At 37.8% G+C, this 20,754-nt stretch carries 20 protein-coding genes and 1 tRNA gene; 4 read left to right on the plus strand and 17 right to left on the minus strand.

Translation table 11 applies throughout. The annotated features are described in order from the left end of the window. Positions 1 to 27: 27 nt before the first annotated feature. The 3 genes from DLJ74_RS05695 to DLJ74_RS05710 all read right to left on the minus strand — a co-directional run bounded on the left by DLJ74_RS05695 (position 28) and on the right by DLJ74_RS05710 (position 4,634). Positions 28 to 1,143: a glycosyltransferase gene (locus DLJ74_RS05695; protein ID WP_109983701.1), complete on the minus strand. Its 1,116-nt coding sequence runs from the start codon at positions 1,141 to 1,143 to the stop codon at positions 28 to 30. A gap of 365 nt (positions 1,144 to 1,508) precedes the next feature. Next, the gene (locus DLJ74_RS05700; RefSeq protein ID WP_109983702.1) at positions 1,509 to 3,659 is read right to left on the minus strand and encodes an endo-1,4-beta-xylanase; all 2,151 of its coding nucleotides are present in this window, start codon (positions 3,657 to 3,659) and stop codon (positions 1,509 to 1,511) included. 531 nt (positions 3,660 to 4,190) lie between these two features. Next, positions 4,191 to 4,634: a DUF5392 family protein gene (locus DLJ74_RS05710; protein ID WP_054859756.1), complete on the minus strand. Its 444-nt coding sequence runs from the start codon at positions 4,632 to 4,634 to the stop codon at positions 4,191 to 4,193. Between the two features lie 172 nt (positions 4,635 to 4,806). Here DLJ74_RS05710 and DLJ74_RS05715 point away from each other — a divergent pair, with 172 nt between their 5' ends. Continuing rightward, positions 4,807 to 5,529: a metallophosphoesterase family protein gene (locus DLJ74_RS05715; RefSeq protein ID WP_109983704.1), complete on the plus strand. Its 723-nt coding sequence runs from the start codon at positions 4,807 to 4,809 to the stop codon at positions 5,527 to 5,529. 106 nt (positions 5,530 to 5,635) lie between these two features. On the opposite strand, the gene DLJ74_RS05720 is transcribed toward DLJ74_RS05715, so the two are convergent. Next, positions 5,636 to 6,109, minus strand: a complete 474-nt coding sequence (locus DLJ74_RS05720) for a tRNA (cytidine(34)-2'-O)-methyltransferase (RefSeq protein WP_054787190.1) — start codon at positions 6,107 to 6,109, stop codon at positions 5,636 to 5,638. A gap of 65 nt (positions 6,110 to 6,174) precedes the next feature. Continuing rightward, positions 6,175 to 6,999, minus strand: a complete 825-nt coding sequence (locus DLJ74_RS05725; RefSeq protein ID WP_109983861.1) for an amidase domain-containing protein — start codon at positions 6,997 to 6,999, stop codon at positions 6,175 to 6,177. A 217-nt stretch (positions 7,000 to 7,216) separates the two neighbouring features. On the opposite strand from DLJ74_RS05725, the gene DLJ74_RS05730 reads away from it, so the two are divergent. Together DLJ74_RS05730 and DLJ74_RS20375 are read left to right on the plus strand one after the other, a co-directional pair. Continuing rightward, complete coding sequence (locus tag DLJ74_RS05730) at positions 7,217 to 7,561, plus strand: hypothetical protein (RefSeq protein WP_109983705.1); 345 nt, start codon at positions 7,217 to 7,219, stop codon at positions 7,559 to 7,561. Between the two features lie 412 nt (positions 7,562 to 7,973). Continuing rightward, positions 7,974 to 8,117 carry a hypothetical protein gene (locus DLJ74_RS20375; RefSeq protein ID WP_181397440.1) on the plus strand — a complete coding sequence of 48 codons (144 nt, stop codon included), beginning with the start codon at positions 7,974 to 7,976 and terminating at the stop codon, positions 8,115 to 8,117. A gap of 32 nt (positions 8,118 to 8,149) precedes the next feature. On the opposite strand, the gene DLJ74_RS05735 is transcribed toward DLJ74_RS20375, so the two are convergent. The 4 genes from DLJ74_RS05735 to DLJ74_RS05750 form a co-directional block, all read right to left on the minus strand. Further along, the gene (locus DLJ74_RS05735) at positions 8,150 to 8,662 is read right to left on the minus strand and encodes a methylated-DNA--[protein]-cysteine S-methyltransferase (protein WP_109983706.1); all 513 of its coding nucleotides are present in this window, start codon (positions 8,660 to 8,662) and stop codon (positions 8,150 to 8,152) included. After that, the gene (queG, locus tag DLJ74_RS05740) at positions 8,659 to 9,813 is read right to left on the minus strand and encodes a tRNA epoxyqueuosine(34) reductase QueG (RefSeq protein ID WP_109983707.1); all 1,155 of its coding nucleotides are present in this window, start codon (positions 9,811 to 9,813) and stop codon (positions 8,659 to 8,661) included. Before queG ends, DLJ74_RS05735 begins: the two co-directional genes overlap by 4 nt. A gap of 14 nt (positions 9,814 to 9,827) precedes the next feature. Then, complete coding sequence (locus DLJ74_RS05745) at positions 9,828 to 11,534, minus strand: ABC-ATPase domain-containing protein (RefSeq protein WP_109983708.1); 1,707 nt, start codon at positions 11,532 to 11,534, stop codon at positions 9,828 to 9,830. A 276-nt stretch (positions 11,535 to 11,810) separates the two neighbouring features. Then, positions 11,811 to 11,884 (minus strand) — tRNA-Gly (locus DLJ74_RS05750). A gap of 812 nt (positions 11,885 to 12,696) precedes the next feature. On the opposite strand from DLJ74_RS05750, the gene DLJ74_RS05755 reads away from it, so the two are divergent. Next, positions 12,697 to 12,831, plus strand: a complete 135-nt coding sequence (locus tag DLJ74_RS05755; protein ID WP_109983709.1) for a lmo0937 family membrane protein — start codon at positions 12,697 to 12,699, stop codon at positions 12,829 to 12,831. A gap of 45 nt (positions 12,832 to 12,876) precedes the next feature. Here the strand turns inward: DLJ74_RS05755 and zupT are convergent, their stop codons facing one another. The 8 genes from zupT to DLJ74_RS05795 form a co-directional block, all read right to left on the minus strand. Beyond that, complete coding sequence (zupT, locus tag DLJ74_RS05760; RefSeq protein WP_181397441.1) at positions 12,877 to 13,692, minus strand: zinc transporter ZupT; 816 nt, start codon at positions 13,690 to 13,692, stop codon at positions 12,877 to 12,879. Positions 13,693 to 13,883: 191 nt separating this feature from the next. Then, positions 13,884 to 15,335: a PH domain-containing protein gene (locus tag DLJ74_RS05765; protein ID WP_245902267.1), complete on the minus strand. Its 1,452-nt coding sequence runs from the start codon at positions 15,333 to 15,335 to the stop codon at positions 13,884 to 13,886. After that, complete coding sequence (locus DLJ74_RS05770) at positions 15,328 to 15,810, minus strand: PH domain-containing protein (RefSeq protein WP_054787185.1); 483 nt, start codon at positions 15,808 to 15,810, stop codon at positions 15,328 to 15,330. The genes DLJ74_RS05765 and DLJ74_RS05770 overlap by 8 nt, the downstream gene beginning before the upstream one ends. Before the next feature lie 183 nt (positions 15,811 to 15,993). After that, a complete protein-coding gene (locus DLJ74_RS05775) occupies positions 15,994 to 16,590 on the minus strand; it encodes an ABC transporter ATP-binding protein (protein WP_054787184.1) in 597 nt (198 codons plus the stop codon). Beyond that, positions 16,583 to 17,353: an ATP-binding cassette domain-containing protein gene (locus tag DLJ74_RS05780; protein WP_109983712.1), complete on the minus strand. Its 771-nt coding sequence runs from the start codon at positions 17,351 to 17,353 to the stop codon at positions 16,583 to 16,585. Before DLJ74_RS05780 ends, DLJ74_RS05775 begins: the two co-directional genes overlap by 8 nt. Continuing rightward, positions 17,331 to 18,140 carry an ABC transporter permease gene (locus tag DLJ74_RS05785; protein WP_109983713.1) on the minus strand — a complete coding sequence of 270 codons (810 nt, stop codon included), beginning with the start codon at positions 18,138 to 18,140 and terminating at the stop codon, positions 17,331 to 17,333. The genes DLJ74_RS05780 and DLJ74_RS05785 overlap by 23 nt, the downstream gene beginning before the upstream one ends. After that, on the minus strand, positions 18,137 to 19,144 hold the full coding sequence (locus tag DLJ74_RS05790; protein ID WP_109983863.1) for an ABC transporter permease: 1,008 nt from the start codon (positions 19,142 to 19,144) through the stop codon (positions 18,137 to 18,139). The genes DLJ74_RS05785 and DLJ74_RS05790 overlap by 4 nt, the downstream gene beginning before the upstream one ends. Further along, positions 19,132 to 20,721: an ABC transporter substrate-binding protein gene (locus tag DLJ74_RS05795; protein WP_109983714.1), complete on the minus strand. Its 1,590-nt coding sequence runs from the start codon at positions 20,719 to 20,721 to the stop codon at positions 19,132 to 19,134. The genes DLJ74_RS05790 and DLJ74_RS05795 overlap by 13 nt, the downstream gene beginning before the upstream one ends. Positions 20,722 to 20,754: the final 33 nt, after the last annotated feature.

Raw genomic sequence — 20,754 nt, forward strand, 5'->3', positions numbered from 1 at the left:
TACCTCTGTTCTAATGATCTTTTCACCTTATATTCGTTCATCACGTAGCTCTAAATATCTTTGTTCAGTTTCATGTGCAAGATTTTTAAGCTCAAATCCACTTTCTAATAATGTTGCTTGGTTTACCTGGATTCGCTTTCTTTCGCTGTATATCCTTTCGATTTTCTCTAGCCATAATAATTTTTCCTCAATGGAAATATAATCAATTAATTGATAGCCCATATCTACTTCTTTTGTAACCGTATCAGACGCTAGAATCGGAACTCCAGTACCTTGTGCTTCTATCAGTGATGTTGAAAAACCATCGTAGAGGGAAGGATAAACAAACACATCAAATGCTTGAATCCATTGCCATTGATTTTCTTCGTTGTTTAAAATATGGACATATTCTTTTATTTTATATTGATCTATCTTTTCTTCGATCTCTCTTTGTAATGGACCATCTCCGACAAGCACTAATCTTGCTTGTGGAATTCTTCTTCTGAATGCAATGAATAAATCCAATAGATAAGAATGGTTTTTTTGCTTTGTCATCTCACCAACATGACCAATTACAAACTCTCGTTCTGTTAACAATAGGTGCTCGCGCATTTCCTCTCTCGTTGATTTCGAATAACAGAACCTTTCTAGATCGATCGCATTTCTCATCAGCACAGCCTTTTCAGCTTTCCATTTAAACAACCATTTAGCAGCATCTGTCGAACATGCAAAGTAATCGGTCGCCAGAAATAAAATAAATAAACCGACAATATTCTTCCGCATTTTTAGACTCCAAGAGCCATCATTTGCATTCTGATAGCTGTGTGCTACTCTAACCGGAATACCTACACGTCTTGCTTCTCTTAGAGCAAAGGTACTCCATTGATCTAAATGACTATGTACAACTATGTAGAACCGATGCTTCTTAAAGAACTGTCTCAATGATCGTTTATGGGCTAAATATCCTTCCGATAGACTTGGTATTCGGTAAATGTGTCCACCTAATTGTCTAATCTCGTTATCAAATTCCCCATCCCCAGTTGTCAAAAAGTCAAACTGAATTTTCTTTCTGTTTATTTTTCGATACACATTCATTAGGAAAGCTTCTTTTTCTCCATTTTTCATTTCCTCAACAACATGTAATATTCTTAATGCACTCTCCACTAAAATCCCCCTCTCCGCAAAAGACTTTCTCTTAGTCCATTGTGCTTCTCTGTTTTTTGTTAATTATTATAATGAACACTTTATTCTTTATAAAGAACGCATGTATATATTCTCATGATTTACCTTTTATGTCAACCTAAACTTGTACAAAATAGGAAATTCACCCTATTAAATTCTCTTATTGCAATAACCTTAACAACTGTTAGTTTCGATCAATCATTATATTTAACCATAAAAAAACACCCCCGAAAGTTAATTTTTTGGGGGGCAGTTCAGTATTTAAACAATTTTTACTTATCACATCATACCTATGCTCACAACCATAACAGATAGCAATTATGATCGGAACAATTGTTATGATTTAGTTATTGTTTCAGCTTTCTTTTTGTAAATATTAATAGTAAACCAACTAGTAATAACATCATACCAAATACTAACGAATTAAATGTATAAGTTGCAGTATCAGGAAGTTTCTCACCATCATCTGGATCCTCACTATCTATCGAGTCTTCCATGTTCATTGGATCCTTATTGTCTATCGGATCTTCTCGGTCTACTGGATCCTCGCTATCTATCGGCGCTTCCCCATCTACTGAATTATCACTGTCAACCGGAGGTTTTTCATCTATTGGATCCTTATCGTCTACTGGTGGTTTCTCTTCTACTGGATCCTCATCGTCAACCGGAGGTTCCTCTTCTACTGGATCCTTATCGTCAACCGGAGGTTCCTCATCGTCTATACCTTTAGGCCAATTAACAAGAAGGGTGTCGGGATCCTCGTTTGTTCCTATCTTTTCCACCTTAATCCAGTTAATAGAGAAGGCATTACCACCTCCACCGCCACGGATGGCGATGTTACCAATCAGACCATCAGTAGGTTGTGAACCATCTAACTTTATCTCAGTTGTTAAAGTATAGCTTCCCATATTCACCATACCACTGTTGAAATAAGCAGGTATATGCTTAGCCACTTCGTTAGCAGAATACTGGTAGGTGTTTACATCCACTCCATCAGCACTAGTATAACCACCATTTGAATTATCGTTTATCCAACGTACACGAATAGAAGTGGTACCTTTTGCTGTATAGTTAAAAGTTAAACGATATGTCGCGTCTTTCTCAGGAATGAAGGCAATTTTTCCATCTTCACCTGCCGTAGACCATGGCCATTGGGAGGCATCGCTACCTAGTATGATATTTGCCCCGGACCAACGATCTCCTTTACCTGTATCATACACATAGACGCCGTCAATTTGAACTTGTTCTTCTGTATTAGTATCCATGTATTCATGGGTTGCAAGAAACTCTTTAGGGTATAAAATACCTAGCAATGCTTCTTTGGCCTTTCCGTCATAATCATACGGCATAGCAAATTCGCCACCCTTCCAGCCAGTTCTTACATCTCTCACACCTGCTAGTTTCACTGATTCGATAACCTTTGAATTGCCCGTAGTATTTGCTGGACCTGCAGCATAATTTCTATAAATTTGAAATAGTTCGGCATACTTCATGCCCTGATTATTCTCTTTCTCTGCAGTAAGTTCACCAGGTGGTAATGCAATGTCCATTTCGGTAACATGAACCTTAACTCCTGGAAGTTTCGCAAACAGTTTGATACTGTCCTCAACTTCTTGTGCTTTGGTGAAGAGACTGTAGTGTCCCTGCATACCAATAACTTCAATCAGAGGTTTACCATTTGGTCTAACACCTCTATACTTTTCATTAATATCTTTTACCATCTCATAAACTACTCGAGCTTTGTCAGGTGAATCAAGACCAAAATCGTTGTAGATCAATTTGACATCCCAGCCGTTGCTATCAACAACTTCTGCCGCTTTCAAGAAGGCAAGCTCTACCCATTCCCATCCTAGCGCCATATACCAACCTTCTCCTTTGGCTAAGGATGCTTTCCAATCGTCAGGGTTTGAGTCTCCAATTGCTTCGTTTACTACATCTATACCTTCGATGCGACTGCCGTAGTAGCCGAGTACATTCTCAATATGAGTATTGAGATTTTCTAGAGCAGTTTCTCTGTCAAATTCACCAGGCTGATCGTATCTAGCCGGTGGTGCATCCCACATCCACGTAGGTGTCTGTGAATGCCACGCGAGAGTATGTCCGTAAAAAAGCATATCACGGTTTCTATCAGAATAGTTTTTCATCGCGTTATCCGCACTAGTGTAAGTAAAAGTGCCTTTTTCTCTTTGAGTATTCTCGGGTTTCATCTCATTACCCGGTGTATATGAGGCGTAATTGTAAAGCAATCCCTCCATTTCACCTTTACCAAAGATACCAAAGGAAAAGTAATCTTTATATACATCCTTTAATGGTGGGTAATTTTCGTAGGTTAGTCCTGTGGGGGGTAAGTCATTGTTGGTAGTTACGTTTGCACTTAACAAGTCGTTATTTAGGATTGATGCCAGCAGCATAATTGACAAGGATAGCGAAAAAGCTCGTCTAAATACGATTTTTTTTGACAATAATGTTAACTGATTAAGAGATAATTTAGTTTTCATAAAGAGATTACTTCCTCCAAAAAAGAATTTTTCCCCATTTATCTGAGTGGGGTATCTCGAAGTTCCTACCCATTATTCTTTTTGTTAAGCGTTTTCATTTTAAAAAAATTTATATCACTCTCCTATCAAATGCTCATTTAATTTGTATACTAGTATACCAGATGTGTTAGGGATTTCAATTAATTTTCAAAAATATTTTAAAAAGAATCCACTTCTATTCAACAATAATTTCATTCTTTAGATGGAGATGGTTCTTTGAGATTACTTCAGTATAAACTGTATCTAATGCACTTAATGGATCCACAGCCATTTTGGATGATAAAGACAACATTGTGTTCATATCAAATAAAAAAACAAACCGAATATACGGTAATCCGCATAATCAGTTTGGGTTTGTCTCACCTATTATCTCAATTTCTTCTTAATATGGATGCCACTTACGACTTCATCGCGATACACAAGCTTATAGGCTTAATTCATATTTTGATTGCCTAAAATCTCCACACTCATTCTATTCTTTGTAAGTGACTTTTATTCTTGCATCATTTTTCTTCTTTCATGTTCCTCTGTTAAGAAGTTCATAAATGTCTGGATACCAATCTTTGGTTGGTTTTTTATAAGCGAAATATAATCCTTCTTCTTATAATCATTCATTACTTCGCTTTTTTCAATTCTTGTAACAATATGTTCTACCTCTAGTGCAAGGATTTTTTTCTTGATATACTTAGTTTCTTTATATAGTGCCATTCCTACTGCTGCCATTAATGCATACACTAATATAATGGCCGTCATACCACTTTCGAATCCACCGAAAAATAGAAAGAAAATCAAATTAAACACAGAAATAAATAATAAAGGCATTGCAAACATCATGTATTTCGTATTTTTCTTCATTAGAGGACTTAATTTATGGAATAATTTTTCTAATTCGATTTTAATAAAAGATGGTATTTCACTTGTCATAAATGAGAACATTTCCATACCTCCCTCTCATCTATAAAATTATACCCTTTTTATCAGATTGTAAAACCTAAATTCATAGTTTTCCTATTCTCATTATAATTCTTTTTTCGAATTCTAGTCAAAATCGTTGCTTATACTTGGAACTACGTTTGCTTTGAATTATGATGGAGTTGAGGTGATACTTATGAAAATAGCATTTATCTCCGATATTCACGGGAATGCGGTTGCACTCGAAGCAGTTTTAGAGAATATTCACCAACAAAAGGTTGACGAAATTATTGTACTTGGTGACATTGCTTATCGTGGTCCTGAGCCAAAGCGCGCACTAGAAATGATCCGCTCTCTAGATACAAAAGTAATAAAAGGAAATGCCGATGAATGGATCCTTAGAGGTGTAGAAAAAGGAGAGGTACCAGACCAAGCGCTTTCTATCATGCAAGAGGAGCAAAAATGGACGGTAGGACAGTTAGATGAAGAGGATATAGATTATTTAAGACACCTACCTACAGATTTATTCCTTGAGGTGGAGCTTGTTACTATACACGCCTTTCATGCAACCCCAACAAGTTTATTTGAAGTGGTATTACCTGAGGCCACTGATCAGCAGTTAGTTGAAAAACTAACTAAAATAAAACCAGCCGATCTTTACTTATACGGGCATATTCATAAAGCATATAAGCGAGTGGCTGATGGAAAAACCATCCTTAATTTAGGAAGTGTTGGCCTGCCTTTTGATGGAATATCACAGGCTTCATATGCCATCGTAGAGCTTCATCAAGGTGCATTCTCCACTAGTCATGTCCGGGTCCCATATGATACAGAGAGGGTATGCCAGCAATACGAAAAAGTACAGTATCCTAATAAAGAGATGATGAAAAACATTATTATAACAGGACGTAATGATTAGAAATGGTGCTACTAATGAAACTCTCATTAGTAGTTTTTCTTTTGTAAAAAGGAAAAATCCGAAGATTTTCGGATTCTCACCTTCCTATTTCGATATATTTCAGCCTTTAGGTTAATCCTGGAAATCCCTGCTGCTTCATAACATCATACACAATAATTGCTGCCGTATTGGATAAATTCAAGGAACGCACCTTATCTGTCATATGAATTCGTAGACAGTAGTCCTCTTTTCCGACTAGTAGCTCCTTCGGAATCCCATTTGTTTCTCTACCAAATACGAAAAATAAGTCCTTGGATGAATCACTAAAGTCAAAATCCGAATAATATTTGGAGCCAAAATTTTCGATATAATAAAATTCGCCGTCAGGATAAGCTTCATATAGTTCCTGTAATGCATCATAATAATGAATCGTAACATCATGCCAATAATCTAGGCCTGCACGTCTTAGCATTTTATCATCTGTTGAAAATCCTAATGGACGTATTAAATGTAATTGTACATTTGTCGCGAGACATGTTCTCGCAATATTACCGGTATTTGCCGGAATCTCTGGTTGAAATAATACTACATGGACTGCCAATTTATTTTCACCTCTAAACATGCTTCATGCTTAGTTATTATACCATAATTTCTTCATATTGCACTTTATTCTGAGCCAATCTTAAAAAACCGATACTGACAATTAGGTGTCCATGCAGCAGAATCCTCATATGTCCAATAACGATGTCTACTGTTATTCGTATGTGCATTAACAAGAGGCATATTTTGGCTGTCCTTTGCTACGACAATCGTATTATGATCCCACCTTCCATCACCTTGGAAATCATAACAGATCACATCACCTGGTAAGAGCTCGACAGGTTCAGCTAGCGTTTTTGTATTACTTGAACCACTCAAATACCATCTTAAAGCATTAGCAACCGACCAGCTATAGCTCCAATTTTCTCCTGTATACCACCAGCCTTTTGAGCGATTTGGCATTCCATGCATAGGCATGCCCCCAGCCCTCAAGCACTGAGAGATATAATTCGTACAATCATTACTTTCAAAGTAACGATATTGAGGATTGGCACTATTCCACCAACGTTCAGCATATTGAACTGCAGCTCTTCTGTCATATGAAAACCTTATGTCCTGATCATTGGCATAACGTGAAGATTGAACAACAGTTATGCTAGGACCATTTTCCATACGTTGATCCTCCAATAATTCATTATCTTTAAGCAATGCCACACGGCGATCACTTTCTTCCTCATGATATAAATTATCGTGATCCTCGATAAGATATTTGGTGTGGAGCTCATATACTACTTTCTCCTTTTGTTGATCAGCGTAATGGATCATTTGCTTTCCAGAAACGGTAATTTGTTTTATTTTTTTATTATATTTCTGATGAATCCTCATTTTTTGGCGTAGTGGATAGGCTCCATTTCGGTAATTATCCATCCAGTATTGTTTAATCACATTCATCTCATTCAACTTCTCCACCCCCTGTTTATGTATATTCAACAGATGATTGAAAAAGAAGAAAATGACAAAGTGAACACATTATATCTAAAACATTGCAAAACTTTTACTATTATTTAAAGAATGTTAAAGATATATAAAATGTTAGCATTTTAGGATTAATCTATTTTTTAGCTGGGTATGCATGAAGTGATTGATATTTTAAGGAGGTAGTTTGAAAATGAAAACAAAAAAATTATTATCGTTATTAGGAGTATCTGTACTATCTGTAGGAATGTTAGCAGCATGTGGTAGTGATGAGGAAGCACCAGCAGACGAAAACGATACCCCAACAGAAGAGGCACCAGCGACTGAAGACGAGGCTCCAACAACAGGTGAGGATGCACCAGCAACAGGAGATGATCCTGCCGTTGGGGAAGAAGATCCTGCAACAGGAGAAGATGCTCCAGCTGGGGAAGAGGATCCCGCAGCAGAAGATGGAATGATGGAAGAAAATGGAGCAGCAGAAGACGGTAGCGATGCGGAAGGGAATTTAGGTACTGGTGAAACAGAAGAAAGTCAATAATGCGAGTAACGGTTAACGCCGTGACAATATACATCTAAAGGATAAGCGGGTATCGCTTATCCTTTTCTTTGTACGTTAGGAAAGTATAAAATTTCTAAATTTCTACACAGTAGCGTTTCGACGTAGCTGAAATTTTAAGGAACCAAGTATAAGTAAAACTAGGCATTCGCCAAAGAACGAGCGAATGCCTAGTTTTTCTAATATGTTAGCAGGAAGTAATGTGACGAAGCGAAAATGTTGAAGTCCAAAGGATAAGAAAAGCTAACGCGCCCGCTAAAGGACGAGGGAATGCGAGTTTACTGCACAGGAATATTAATCAGATGTAAAAAATAGGTAAAGATTGTAAAAAACCGCATTTTTTATTTGAATTTATGGTATTAATAGTTAGAAGAGATAGAAAGGGGGGATAAGGATGAAAAAGAAATGGTTATCTATTTTCGCTGCAGCTATCTTTTCAGTAGGTGTACTTACAGCTTGTGCTGAAGATGATGGGGAAACAGAAGATCAAACAGAAGAAACAACGGAAGAAACAACAGAAGAAGAATCAGCAGAATAAATAAATATAGCGGGTAAGGTTAACCTCTAACCTTACCCTTTTAATTCTTCTAGCTTTAGTAGATATTCTTTTTTATCTAACCCACCACCATAGCCGACCATTTTACCATTTTTGCCGATGACTCGGTGACATGGGATGATGATAGATATTGGATTTTTATTATTCGCTCCCCCTACCGCTCTTACTGCTTTTTCTGTGCCTATTTTCCTTGCGATATCTTGGTATGAGCAAGTTTTACCATATGGAATTTCCGACAATGCATGCCAGACTTTTTTCTGGAAAGAGGTTCCATGCAAGACATAATCAACAGAAAATTGCTTTCTTTCTCCATTAAAATACTCGGTTAGTTGTTTAATAGCTTCATCAATAACAGGAGATTGATGGATAAAAGAGGTTGGCAATTGGTATTTTTTACACCATTGAATAAGCTCTGTTTCGTTTTGCTTAAAGCTTCCATATTGAAAGGAATAGAGCTTTTCATTGTCTGCTACTATCGTAATCATACCGATTGGTGACTGCCACTCCTCATATGCCAGCATGCTCATTTGCTAATCCCCCTTTTCTTTTCATCTCGAAAGTTAAGACCTTTTTTCATTTCGATTAACACTTCTTGATCGTTTTCTTCTTCCATAGCCTTTTCAATGGCTTGATAACCTTCTATTGTTCCAATTTTCCCAATTGCCCAAGCTGCTGTTCCTCGAATAACAGGACGAGGGTCCTCATTCATTAATTGGATTAGTTTCTCTATCGCGTCCTTTTCCTGATAATGGGCAAGGGCCAAAATTGCATTTCGTTGTAATGGCTTCTTTCCTCTCCAAGAACCTGCCATTTTACCGAATTTCTTCTTGAAATCACGGTTAGAAATGAATAATAAATCTACTAGTTTTGGTTTAACAAGATCGGGATCTGGCTCAAATTCTGGGTGATGATGAAAATCAACGCGATAGTTATAAGGACAAACGACCTGACATGTCTCGAAGCCATAGATGAAGTTGCCAAGCTTGTCTCTATGCTCCTCTGGCATATATCCTTTTGTTTGAGTGAGAAAAGCGAGACATTGCTGTGCATTTAGCCTTCCTGGTTCAACTAAAGCACCGGTTGGACATGCATCAAGACATTTTGTACATGTGCCGCAGCCTTCAGATAAAGGCTGATCAGGTGTAAATGGAATATTTGTAATCATTTCACCGAGATAAATATAGGAGCCTAGCTCTGGTGAAATTAATAAAGTATTTTTCCCACTAAAACCAATACCCGCGCGTTCGGCGACAGCCCGATCAGACAGTTCTCCTGTATCCACCATCGAACTATATTGGAAATTAGCGATTCTTTCTTCTAAAAAGTCTGCAAGCTTTTGAAGCTTTTCCTGAAGGACAATATGATAATCCGTTCCCCAAGATGCTCGACAGAACATTCCTCTACGTTCACCCTTCTTGCTTCTAGGTGCATTCGGAATTTTTGTCGGATAGGCTAGTGCAATGGCAATGATCGATTCTGCGCCTTGCATCAGCTTTTGTGGTTCTGTTCTTTCCTCTATCGTACCTTTTTCAAAACCTGAAGCATAGCCAAGATCTTGTTGTTCCTTCAAACGAGATTTCAATTCCGAAAAAGGTGATGCACTCGTAAATCCGATTTTATCGATACCTATCTCTTTACTATATTCGATTAACTGTTGTTTCAATTGGTTATATGCCATTACACTCACCTCCTCTATTTATTGACGACCTTCACGCCACGCATTCGATTGAATGCTGCTGCCAATTCAAAGCGTCTTGGTCTCGCTAAGTCACCAGGGTGTTGGTTTTTATATGGAGCAAAAGCTTGTAATCCTTCCTCCTCTATCATTTTTTCTACTAAATATAAAAAGTGAGATAGCGTTAATTCCTGCGTCATCATATCCTGTTCTTCCGCATGACGAATGATTTCCGCAATCGCTCTGGTTTGGGATGGATCCACTAGCTGTTCGACATGATCCAAAACAATGGTTCCATTTCCGACTAGTATGTTTTGTCGCCCTTTTGCCTGTATCTTCTTTTTCTTTCCTTTCTTCACCTGCAAGCTTTTGGAAAGAAAAGCTCGTTGATTCGATTGCGTGCTAAGCACTTCGCTCTCTTTTTGTCTTTCTATCGGATAATCTTTTGCAATATCATGGGCTTGTTTCGTAACATTGTATGGCAAATATTGATCCATCATAATCACTTCATCTGCCACATCAAAATAATCGCCTGAACCTCCCATTACCATTATAGTCGATACGCTTAAATCATCTCGAAGCTGTTGAATTCGATCAATAAACGGGGTAATAGGTTCCTTTTTTGTATGAACTAATGCCTTCATTCGTCTATCTCTTATCATAAAATTCGTTGCACTAGTATCTTCATCAATCAATAGCGTGCTTGCTCCTATCTCCATTGCTTCGACAACGTTCGTTGCTTGTGAGGTGCTCCCACTTGCATTTTCTGTAGTAAATTGCTTCGTGTCTTGTCCTTGAGGCAGGTCATTGATAAACATGGAAATATTAACGGAATTGACTTGTCTACCATCTTCTGCTCTAATCTTGACGGCATCAGGGTCTGTTAAGACATATTCTCTGCCATCTCCTTTCATATGATGATATACCCCTCTCTCTAATGCTTCGAGTAGTGTACTTTTCCCGTGATATCCGCCACCAACAATTAAATTAATTCCTTTTCTTAAAGCCATCCCAGTGAGTGGTTCTACTCGGTGAGGCACTTCAATTTCTACACGGTTCTCTTCAGGACTCTGGAAGGTTACAGCTTTTTTTAGAGGTTTATTACTAATCCCGCTTGCACGTGGCAAAACTGCTCCATCTGCAACAAAAGCAATCCAACCATTTTCCTTCATTTTCTCACGAATAACCTTGTGTTGGTCTGCCAATTGTACACTTGCTTCTATTTTTTCATCCTTTATGGCTAGGATCGAGTTATTGATAATGGAAGGAAGAATGGTCAAAAACAACTTTTTTGCCTCTCTCCCATTAATTCTTCTTCCGTTTGCTGGAAGACCAAGCGATAGACATATGATGGTGCTATTTTGGTTCAATTGAACAGCGGTTCTCTCTAATATTTCTTGTCCAGGTTGATCAATGTAAATAAGTCCACTTTTACCTGAACCTCTTGATTGATTACTTTCTTTATTTATAGCTTCACCAACAGCTCGCGCAATACAATCCTCGGTATATACTTTACGTTGTTTAGACTCTTTCCACTGTTGTTTTATACTACGGATATGATTGGGTACAATGATGCGAATCTTAGATGGTGAGGCAAATGGATCTCCCTGTACATAGTCTATCGATAGCTGGTATTTCGAAAATTCATATTTTCCTTGTATCGATTTATATGCTTTATAGCCTTTCCCATCGATATGATGAAGTAATGATTGTAATTGTTTCATAAATTCCGAAACTCCTTTATGATACTTTCTTTCTAAGGATACATTCATCAAGACAATTAGAGCAAATGATACGGCTATTTGAATAAGAGTTTCCTATTAGAGAAAAACTCGCATTCGCTCGTCCTTTGGCGAATGCCTAGTTTTGCTTATACTTGGTACCTTAAAATTTCAGCTACGTCGAAACTCTACTGTGTAGAAATTTTATCTTTTCCTAACGTATAAAATAAAAAACGTAATGCTTCATTTAAAACGAAACACTACGTTCACACCTATGTATGGAGCGGGTGAAGGGAATCGAACCCTCGACATCAGCTTGGAAGGCTGAGGTTTTACCACTAAACTACACCCGCATTTTATAAAAATAATATCAATTTATGTATTACGCACACCATGCTCCTGCATCTTCTAGCTTATTCGGTGAGGATGGATGCTTCGGAGCAACTCGTAGCGTACTCGGTGGATGCTTTTGCTCGTGGCTGAGGTTTTACCACTAAACTACACCCGCATTTTATAAAAATAATATCAATTTATGTATTACGCACACCATGCTCCTGCATCTTCTAGCTTATTCGGTGAGGATGGATGCTTCGGAGCAACTCGTAGCGTACTCGGTGGATGCTTTTGCTCGTGGCTGAGGTTTTACCACTAAACTACACCCGCATTTTATAAAAATAATATCAATTTATGTATTACGCACACCATGCTCCTGCATCTTCTAGCTTATTCGATGAGGATGGATGCTTCGGAGCAACTCGTAGCGTACTCGGTGGATGCTTTTGCTCGTGGCTGAGGTTTTACCACTAAACTACACCCGCATTTTATAAAAATAATATCAATTTATGTATTACGCACACCATGCTCCTGCATCTTCTAGCTTATTCGATGAGGATGGATGCTTCGGAGCAACTCGTAGCGTACTCGGTGGATGCTTTTGCTCGTGGCTGAGGTTTTACCACTAAACTACACCCGCATTATTTACGGAAATTTTACAAAAACTACAAGATTTACGCTAATTTCAACAAATTTTTACGTTTTCTTAACAAAACCACGTTTATTATTATAGCAATCAGTCTATTAGATTGCAATATTTTTTTAGAAAAAGTTTAAATCACCTGATGTAGGGTAACATATTGTTAACAAATAAACCAAAGGAGTGAACACCATGATTTGGACAATTATTGGTATTCTATTACTTGTGTGGCTACTTGGTTTTCTCTTTGAATTTGCTGGTGGTCTCATTCATATACTACTGGTCATAGCATTAATCGTATTCATTGTTAAAATGATTAGAAAATAATCCGATGGTTAGTGCGATAAACGGGGAAAACTCCCCGTTTATTTCTTATATAAATAATAATAGGCTTAATGCCATAACGGCCATCCCTGAGATTAAACCATAAATGGATTTATGAGCTTCATCATATTTTTTGGCAGCAGGAAGCAATTCATCTAACGAAATAAACACCATTATCCCAGCAACACCAGCGAATATTAAACCAAACATCATATCATTTAAGAATGGCATAAGGAATAGAAATGCCACTATTGCTCCGATTGGTTCTGCAAGTCCTGATAAAAAAGATAATTTAAAAGCTTTCTTCCTATCACCTGTTGAAAAATAGATCGGTACAGCGACAGCGATCCCTTCTGGTATATTATGAATCGCAATGGCGATAGCGATCGCTATCCCCAAGCCCGGGTCTTGTAAAGCTGCAGTAAATGTGGCAATTCCCTCTGGAAAGTTATGAATGGCAATGGCTAAAGCTGTGAAAGTCCCCATTTTTAATAAGGCTCCATCCCCATTAGCCGAACTTTTTTTATCCATCTCCTCTACTTTTTTAATATTATGAGGATTTCCATGGGAAGGAATAAATTTATCAATTAACGCAATAAGAACCATTCCACCAAAAAAACCGATAACGGTTAGCCAATGGCCCATTACATCACCACTAGCATTAATCAAGGCATCCTGTGCTTTAAAGAAGATTTCTATCATGGAAACATAAATCATGACACCTGCTGAAAATCCTAACGCCCACGACAAAAATTTGGTATTCGTATTAGATGTGAAAAAAGCTAATAAACTACCAACACCTGTTGCCAAACCAGCAAATAATGTTAGACCAAACGCAAACATAAAACCATCCACTTCACCCATGACAGCTAAACACCCTTTCAACATAAAATGTAGTCAACTAATCCTAATATATGCCTAAATCACAAAATGTTTCTCGCACGAAACATGTTACTCTTAATCTAAAAAACAGTCAATATTTAAATACTCCTCATTATATTTTACAAGCTACATAAAGGAATATTACTGTCATCCTTAACATGAAAAAAATCGCTCTAGATGTTAGAGCGATTTTTTTGGTAAGAATACCAATCTGATATTTTGTCGACATCTTCTTGTTCTAGATCTCGGACAATAAAATGCCTACCTAAAAATTTGTTTAGAATGGCTGTATCTAGTGATGCAAGGTTTTGCTTTTTTTGAATAAAATGTTGTTTTTTCTTCATTGCTTGTAATCTTCTATGTTTGACTATGATCGTATCCTTACTTAGGTCTCGATTTCGAATAAATAAGTGCTCTCCCTTAATCTCGTAACCAATTGTTTTATATTGAAAATAGGCAAGCAAACATGCCAATATCGTCACAATCAATGGAATATAAGCCCAGTCCGTTAAAGTAAAATAAAAGACAATCGTTACAATGAGTGGAAGGATAGCCAAACGGAATAAATAATACGGTAATGCACGCTTAGGTAAAGAAATCCATTGATCGATATTGTACTCATATTCTGGTAAGAGCTCTCGTAAAAAGTTCTGCACTTCACTTTTTCTTATAAGTGGAAATAACACAGTATGCATCTCTGAGTCTGAACCCATCTCTCCACTTGCTATATCTACATATATTTTTGCAAGGCCAAGTGGTTGATGAATGATCGTTTCAACTACACCCACTGCTTGAATTCTTTTCAATGGGATGGTTGATTGTTTCTTTTCGAGAAGTCCTCTTGTTATAAACAGTTCTTTTTCATAGCGAGTAATCGTAAAATCCCAGTATTGGATCAATGTTACTAAAATTCCCAGTAACCATAAAATAATCAATGCCACAATAGCTAACAAAATCAATATTTGGATCGCTTGTGAGAACACCCAGTCTGTCGCATGATTATAATAACGATCTGGAATAATGCTTTCAATCTCTGAAAATCCTAAACCTATTAACCCTAAAATCACTCCAAAGCTACCAGATGTAGAGCCTGCAATAATCAGTGCCTTTGGCGTTATTTTTCGAGATGGATGCTTTTTTTCATCCTCTGGATGTTCGTTCGTGTCTACCTCTATGTCCTTCGGTACCTGATTATACTTCAACTGGTCGTGAACCATTTTCCCTTCATCCATTGTTACGGCATGAAGTGTTGCATCGATCTTATGATCATTACCAGCTGTTTCGATTTGCACCTTCGTTAGTCCAAATATACGATGAATAATATTTTGTGATAAATCAATCGATTGGATTCGATGCTTGGATATCGTACGTTTTTTTCTTATTAGGACACCTTGTTCGATTCTAATTTGATCTTCTTCTAATTGATAAGTATAGCGCAACCAAGACAAAATACTAGAAATAATAATGATAGTTACAAGTGCGCCTGCTGCAATGACAACATAAATCCATTTCGCTTCCCCAATTGCCAAAATGACAATAGGTAACAAACTAAAAATAGATGTTTTGATGGAATGAATAACAGAAAAGATCATGGCAGCAGGATGAAGACGCTTCGGATTAGACATCATCTTGTTCCACCCTTGCTAATTCAGAAATTTGATCTCTCAGATCAGACGCTTCTTCTTCAAGAAGTGCCGGAATTTCATGTGTCGTAGCAGCTGTCGAAATTTGCAAGGTAGACAACCCATATTTCTTTAAAATGGGGCCCTGCTTTGTATCCACATGCTGAACACGAAGCATTGGAACTATCGTTCTAGTTACAATTAAAATACCATGTTGAATATAAATCTCTTGATCAAAGATTTCATAACGCCATCTTCTCCATCTCAATTTCGGAATAATCCATGCCGAAACAACCCACAAAATAATCGAAGCAACAAGCAATATGATTCCAATCCAATAAGGAATAAACTCAACATAATAAGCTATTACAAGTGCTGCAATGGCAAATAATATGGCAATCACTGTAACAAGGTGTGCTGTTATTTTCCATGCTTTCATCGCATCTAGCGCAATACGTTCTTTTGGTTCATTTCTCATTAAAGTACTCCCTCCTACACAACTTCCCCGCTATCTTGTTTTACAATATAGCTATTTTCATTATAGCTGGATATAGAAAATAATCAAGGTAAAATGGTAGTTGATTCCACCAATTAATAGTTATTTACGAATAAAACACAAAAATAGTTTCAAATTATTTGAAAATATCCTACTTTATTTCTATTAACCTTGTAATTCCTCTATATCTAGAATGTGATCTGTTATTCGTTCGAGAAGCTTTCTTTCATGACTAATAACGAGCAATCCTGTATTGTTCGCTTCCACAATATGCATGAATTGTTTCCAAATTTCTGCTTGTGAAACCGGGTCAAGCATGGATGTCATTTCATCCGCGATAATATAGGAAGGATTAACCATTAAACATCGCACAATACATATTCGTTGGAGCTCTCCACCCGATAATTGTTGTGGAAATCTTTGTAGCCATTCGCTTGGAATGTTAAACTGCTGGAGTAATCCTTGATCGATCTCTCCTGCTTCCTCTAATATTTTTCTCACACGCCACTTCGGATTAACGGCTTGCTCTGGATGTTGCCAAATTAATTGGATGGAAGCTACTCCATCCCTTTCCTTTGGAGGAATCACTTCACCACTAGATGGTAGAAGAAAACCAGCTAAAATTTTTGCAAGGGTTGTTTTTCCTGCACCGCTTTTCCCCATTAAACCAATCTTTTGGCCATACTTCCATTCCCAATTTGTATGATCAAGTATCCGTGTTCCAGCTTTTGTTTGATAGGAGACATTCTTCGTTCTAATCATGAGAATACCCCCAAAAACTATTTTCAGGTAATGCATTCCATAATTGACGTGAATAGGAATGATTTAGTTTCTCTCCTTTACCACAGAAGGCATGAATTGGAGCTATTTCAACCATTTGTCCCTCACGTAAAATCGCTATTTTATCGGCGATCTTCAATGCAGCATCGAAGTCATGTGTAATGATTAGCATGCCATTATTTTTCGTTTTTAAGGATTGTAACAAGCTTAGCATATCCTCACGAGCGTCTACATCTAATCCTGGTGTTGGCTCATCTGCCACCAATAGAGGAGCACTTTTTATTAGAGCTATGGCTATTAGCACTCTCCTTCTTTGACCACCAGATATTTCAAATGGGTATCGATTTAATACGGTATGGTTCAGATTTAAATATTCTAATATTGTATCCAGCTTTTGAGCATTTTTTTCTTTATTCATTAATGTGGTTAGTTGTTTCCCTATCTTCATTAATGGATCCAAAGCATCAATCGATTGAGGGATCAACATCATTTTATTCCCTCTCATTTTTCTAACCGTTTGGTCGGTAATCGCTAGACCATCTAGAAAAATTTCCCCGTTTTGCTTCAGGTTTTCTGGTAGTAAACGAAAAATACTTTGAGCGATCAAGCTTTTTCCAGATCCGCTTGCACCTACTAGTGCAATCGACTCCCCCTTATGTACCGTCAAATGAAGAGGGTGTAATAAGCTTGTACTAGATGGTTTGTGTAATATCGATAATTGCCTAATTTCTAGTAATTTGTCCATAGCTATAATCCTTTTCCAGTGAATTTCTTAAACCTTTAGCTGTTAATTGAAACAACACGATAACTATTAATAATACGAATCCAGGGAAAAAGGCGAGCCACCACATCCCAGAGGATAAGTATTGCATCGATTCTGAAAGGATAATGCCAATAGCTGGTTGTTCTGCTGATAGTCCAAATCCAAGAAACGTAATAGAAGCTTCGTGCAATATCGCATGAGGAAAAATCACCGTAATTCCTACAAGCATTTGAGGTAATATATGTGGAACAAAATGATGCCATGCTCTCCACCAGAAGCCTTTTCCTAGTTTTTTTGACATTTGAACATAGGTGGTTTGCTGAAGCTGTAACATTTCCGCGCGAAGGATCCTTGTAAGGCTCGGCCAATGGGTAAGAACTAACCCTATCACTACTCCTTTCATCCCCCCACCAAGTGTAAAGGAGATGAGAAGCAATGTAACGAGATGTGGTAGACTCAAAAACAAGTCTACTAACCAGCTAATTATTCGATCCATTGGTTGATTAAGCATGGCGAGAGTACTCATAAAAAAACTACAAATTGTTGACAGTATTGCCGTTAAAAGCCCTATGCCAATACTTAATTGTAATGCCTTCCATGTACGAAAAAACATATCACGCCCAAGCCAGTCAGTTCCAAACAAATGGGAAAAACTTGGCGCTTGGTTTTTCTCCATTAAATGAATCGAAAACCTCTCCCCCGAGATCAAAAAAGGGAAAAGGAAAAATAGGAGTAATATGATAGCAGGTACCCAAAATTTCCTAGTCATAATCCAGCTTCCCCCTTTTCGCGACGAATTCTAGGGTCAACCAGAGAATAAAACATATCCGCCAAAAAATTCCCTAAAAAGACAAAACAAGCACTTATCACAACTATTCCTAGCAATAATGGAACATCCCCATTTAATCCAGCATCCACGATCGCTTTCCCTAAACCTGGATAACTAAAAACCTGCTCTAGTAACACAGCTCCCCCAAACAGCTCGCCAAATGAAGCAAAATGGACTGAAATCGCTGGTAGGATCATATTGCGTAAACCATGTCGCTTGAACAAAGCTAGTCCACTAAGGCCATTTGCTCGTGCTTGAAGTATGTAAGGTTGCTTTAACACATCGATCATTTTTTCCCTTGTATGTAAACAAACATTTGCAATACCGATAATACTTAAGGTGATCGCTGGTAATATAGCATGATAGAGTCTATCCATTATAGTTATTTCACTTGTCGTTATACCAACTGGGGCACTTAGCCCAATCGGGAACCAGTCAAGCCATACGGAAAAGATCATCAGCAATAGTAGCCCGAGCCAGAAACTAGGAGTTGAGAGAAGTAAATAACAATAACCCCTTATGAAGTGATCCGTTTTACTTCCTTGCTTCATAGCCGCAACAGCCCCTAGCAATAATCCTATCACCCCTGACAAAAGCCAAGCAACTGCCAGGAGTAGGATAGAGGAAATAAAACGGTCAGCAATCACATCAAGGACAGGAGTACGATAAATGAAAGATGTCCCAAAATCTCCAGTTATCACGCTAGCTAACCAATGCACATATTGGCTAATAAACGATTCATTTAATCCCCAGTATTCCTCAATAGCAGCTCTTTGTTCTGGACTAACCTTCATCATATCTGCCCCAATATATGCTTGGACTGGATCGATAGGCGATAGACGAATGAGTAGATAGGTGATAAAACTAACAGCTAGAAGTAGCAATAGTAATCTAATTATTTTTTTTACGACAAAAATTGATAGATTTCTAGTCAATTCTTCCATTTCCATTCTGTAATAAAATCTGTGATTGGCCAGCCGTGTCCATGTGGTTGTACCTTTTGATCTCCAATATCCAATCCTTCCTTCACATAATAGATGTGATGAATATTGACGAGCCATACCCATGGTGCATCACCTTTAGCACTTACCCCCGTTTTTCCATCCCATTGTATTTTTTTCCAATATTCATTAGCCTTTTCTTGGGAGGTTTCCTGAATCGCTTTTTGAAAATATTGATCAATCGTTTGATTAGCATAATAATTGCTATTATAATATTCGACTCCTTGCATTTTTGAGCTAAATAAATAATACAATTCAACAGGATCATGACTTCCCCAGCCCATCATAACTGGATTGGCATGCATCACCTTTTCTAAATCATTCCAGCTCTTTCCTTCGGGCTTAACCTCGATACCGAATTCGTTCATCATTTCTGCAAATACTAATGAAAGAGACTGTCTGAGTTGATCACCTGTTGGATAGTATAAGGTAAATGATGCTTTTATTTCGTCTTTCTGATAGATTCCGTCTGTACCCTTTTTCCAGCCACCTTCTTGCATGAGCTGTTTTGCTTTTTCTACATCATACTCCACTACTGCATCCTCATTACCCCAAGGCAGTCCATCCACACTGGAAAAGGATTTTGTTCCTTCTCCATTTAAAACACCGTCTACGATTGCTTGTCGATCGACTGCATAGTTCATCGCTTGACGAATATAGAGATCACTCGTCACCTCGTTTCCTACTCTTTCGCCTGCCTCGTTCTCATACGGCTCTGGTATAGGTAGCATCACACCTCGATTATCCACACTTTTAAAGGAAAGGCGGTTCATTCCTGATATATTTTGTTCAGCTAAAGTTGCAGGGACGGATAATACATCAACTATACCTGTTTTTGCTGCAGCAAGCGCTTGATCTTCTTCTATAAATAAAAAGGTTAGCCTCTTAAACTCTGGTTCTTCCCCATAATAGTTTGGATTTTTTTCAACAATAAGTTGTTCGCCTTTGCGCCATTCCACCATTTGGTAAGGTCCTGTACCGATAGGGTTTTCAGCATAGTCATTCCCATATGCATGCTTTGGGACAATCCCGAGTGTTAGTAATGTTGTGATAAAAGTAGATTGAGGTTTTTCTAGATGAAAAACGACTTCATCTTCGCTTTTTACTTCAATCTTCTTTAGATTGCTCAAGTCAACCACAGATTGTGCCTGCATTGCTGTTTCATATGTAAAGGATACATCCTCTGCTGTAAGCTCTTCTCCATCAGAGAATACGACATCCTCTCTTAACTGCACCGTCCAATGCAAGCCATCCCCTGATACTTGATAATCTTTAGCTAGGTCTGTTGTGATTTCAAGGTCTTGATCTCGCTTTAAGAGCGTGCTTTGGAACAATGGTGATCCATATCGTCCCCAGCCAGTTGTTGGATCAAATCCTGCCTCAGGTTCTCCGCCAATGGCTAATGTTAAAGTCTCTGGATTATGTTGTTCCTCCTTAGACTGGGCCGTTTCTTTTTGACTGCAAGCTGCTAGCATACAAATGATCACTAAAAAAATTGAAATGAAACGAAAGCTTCTCATATAATCCCCACTCTATCTGTCATTATGATGAAT

It is taken from the genome of Gracilibacillus dipsosauri, assembly GCF_003176895.1.
Taxonomy (GTDB): domain Bacteria; phylum Bacillota; class Bacilli; order Bacillales; family Amphibacillaceae; genus Gracilibacillus; species Gracilibacillus dipsosauri.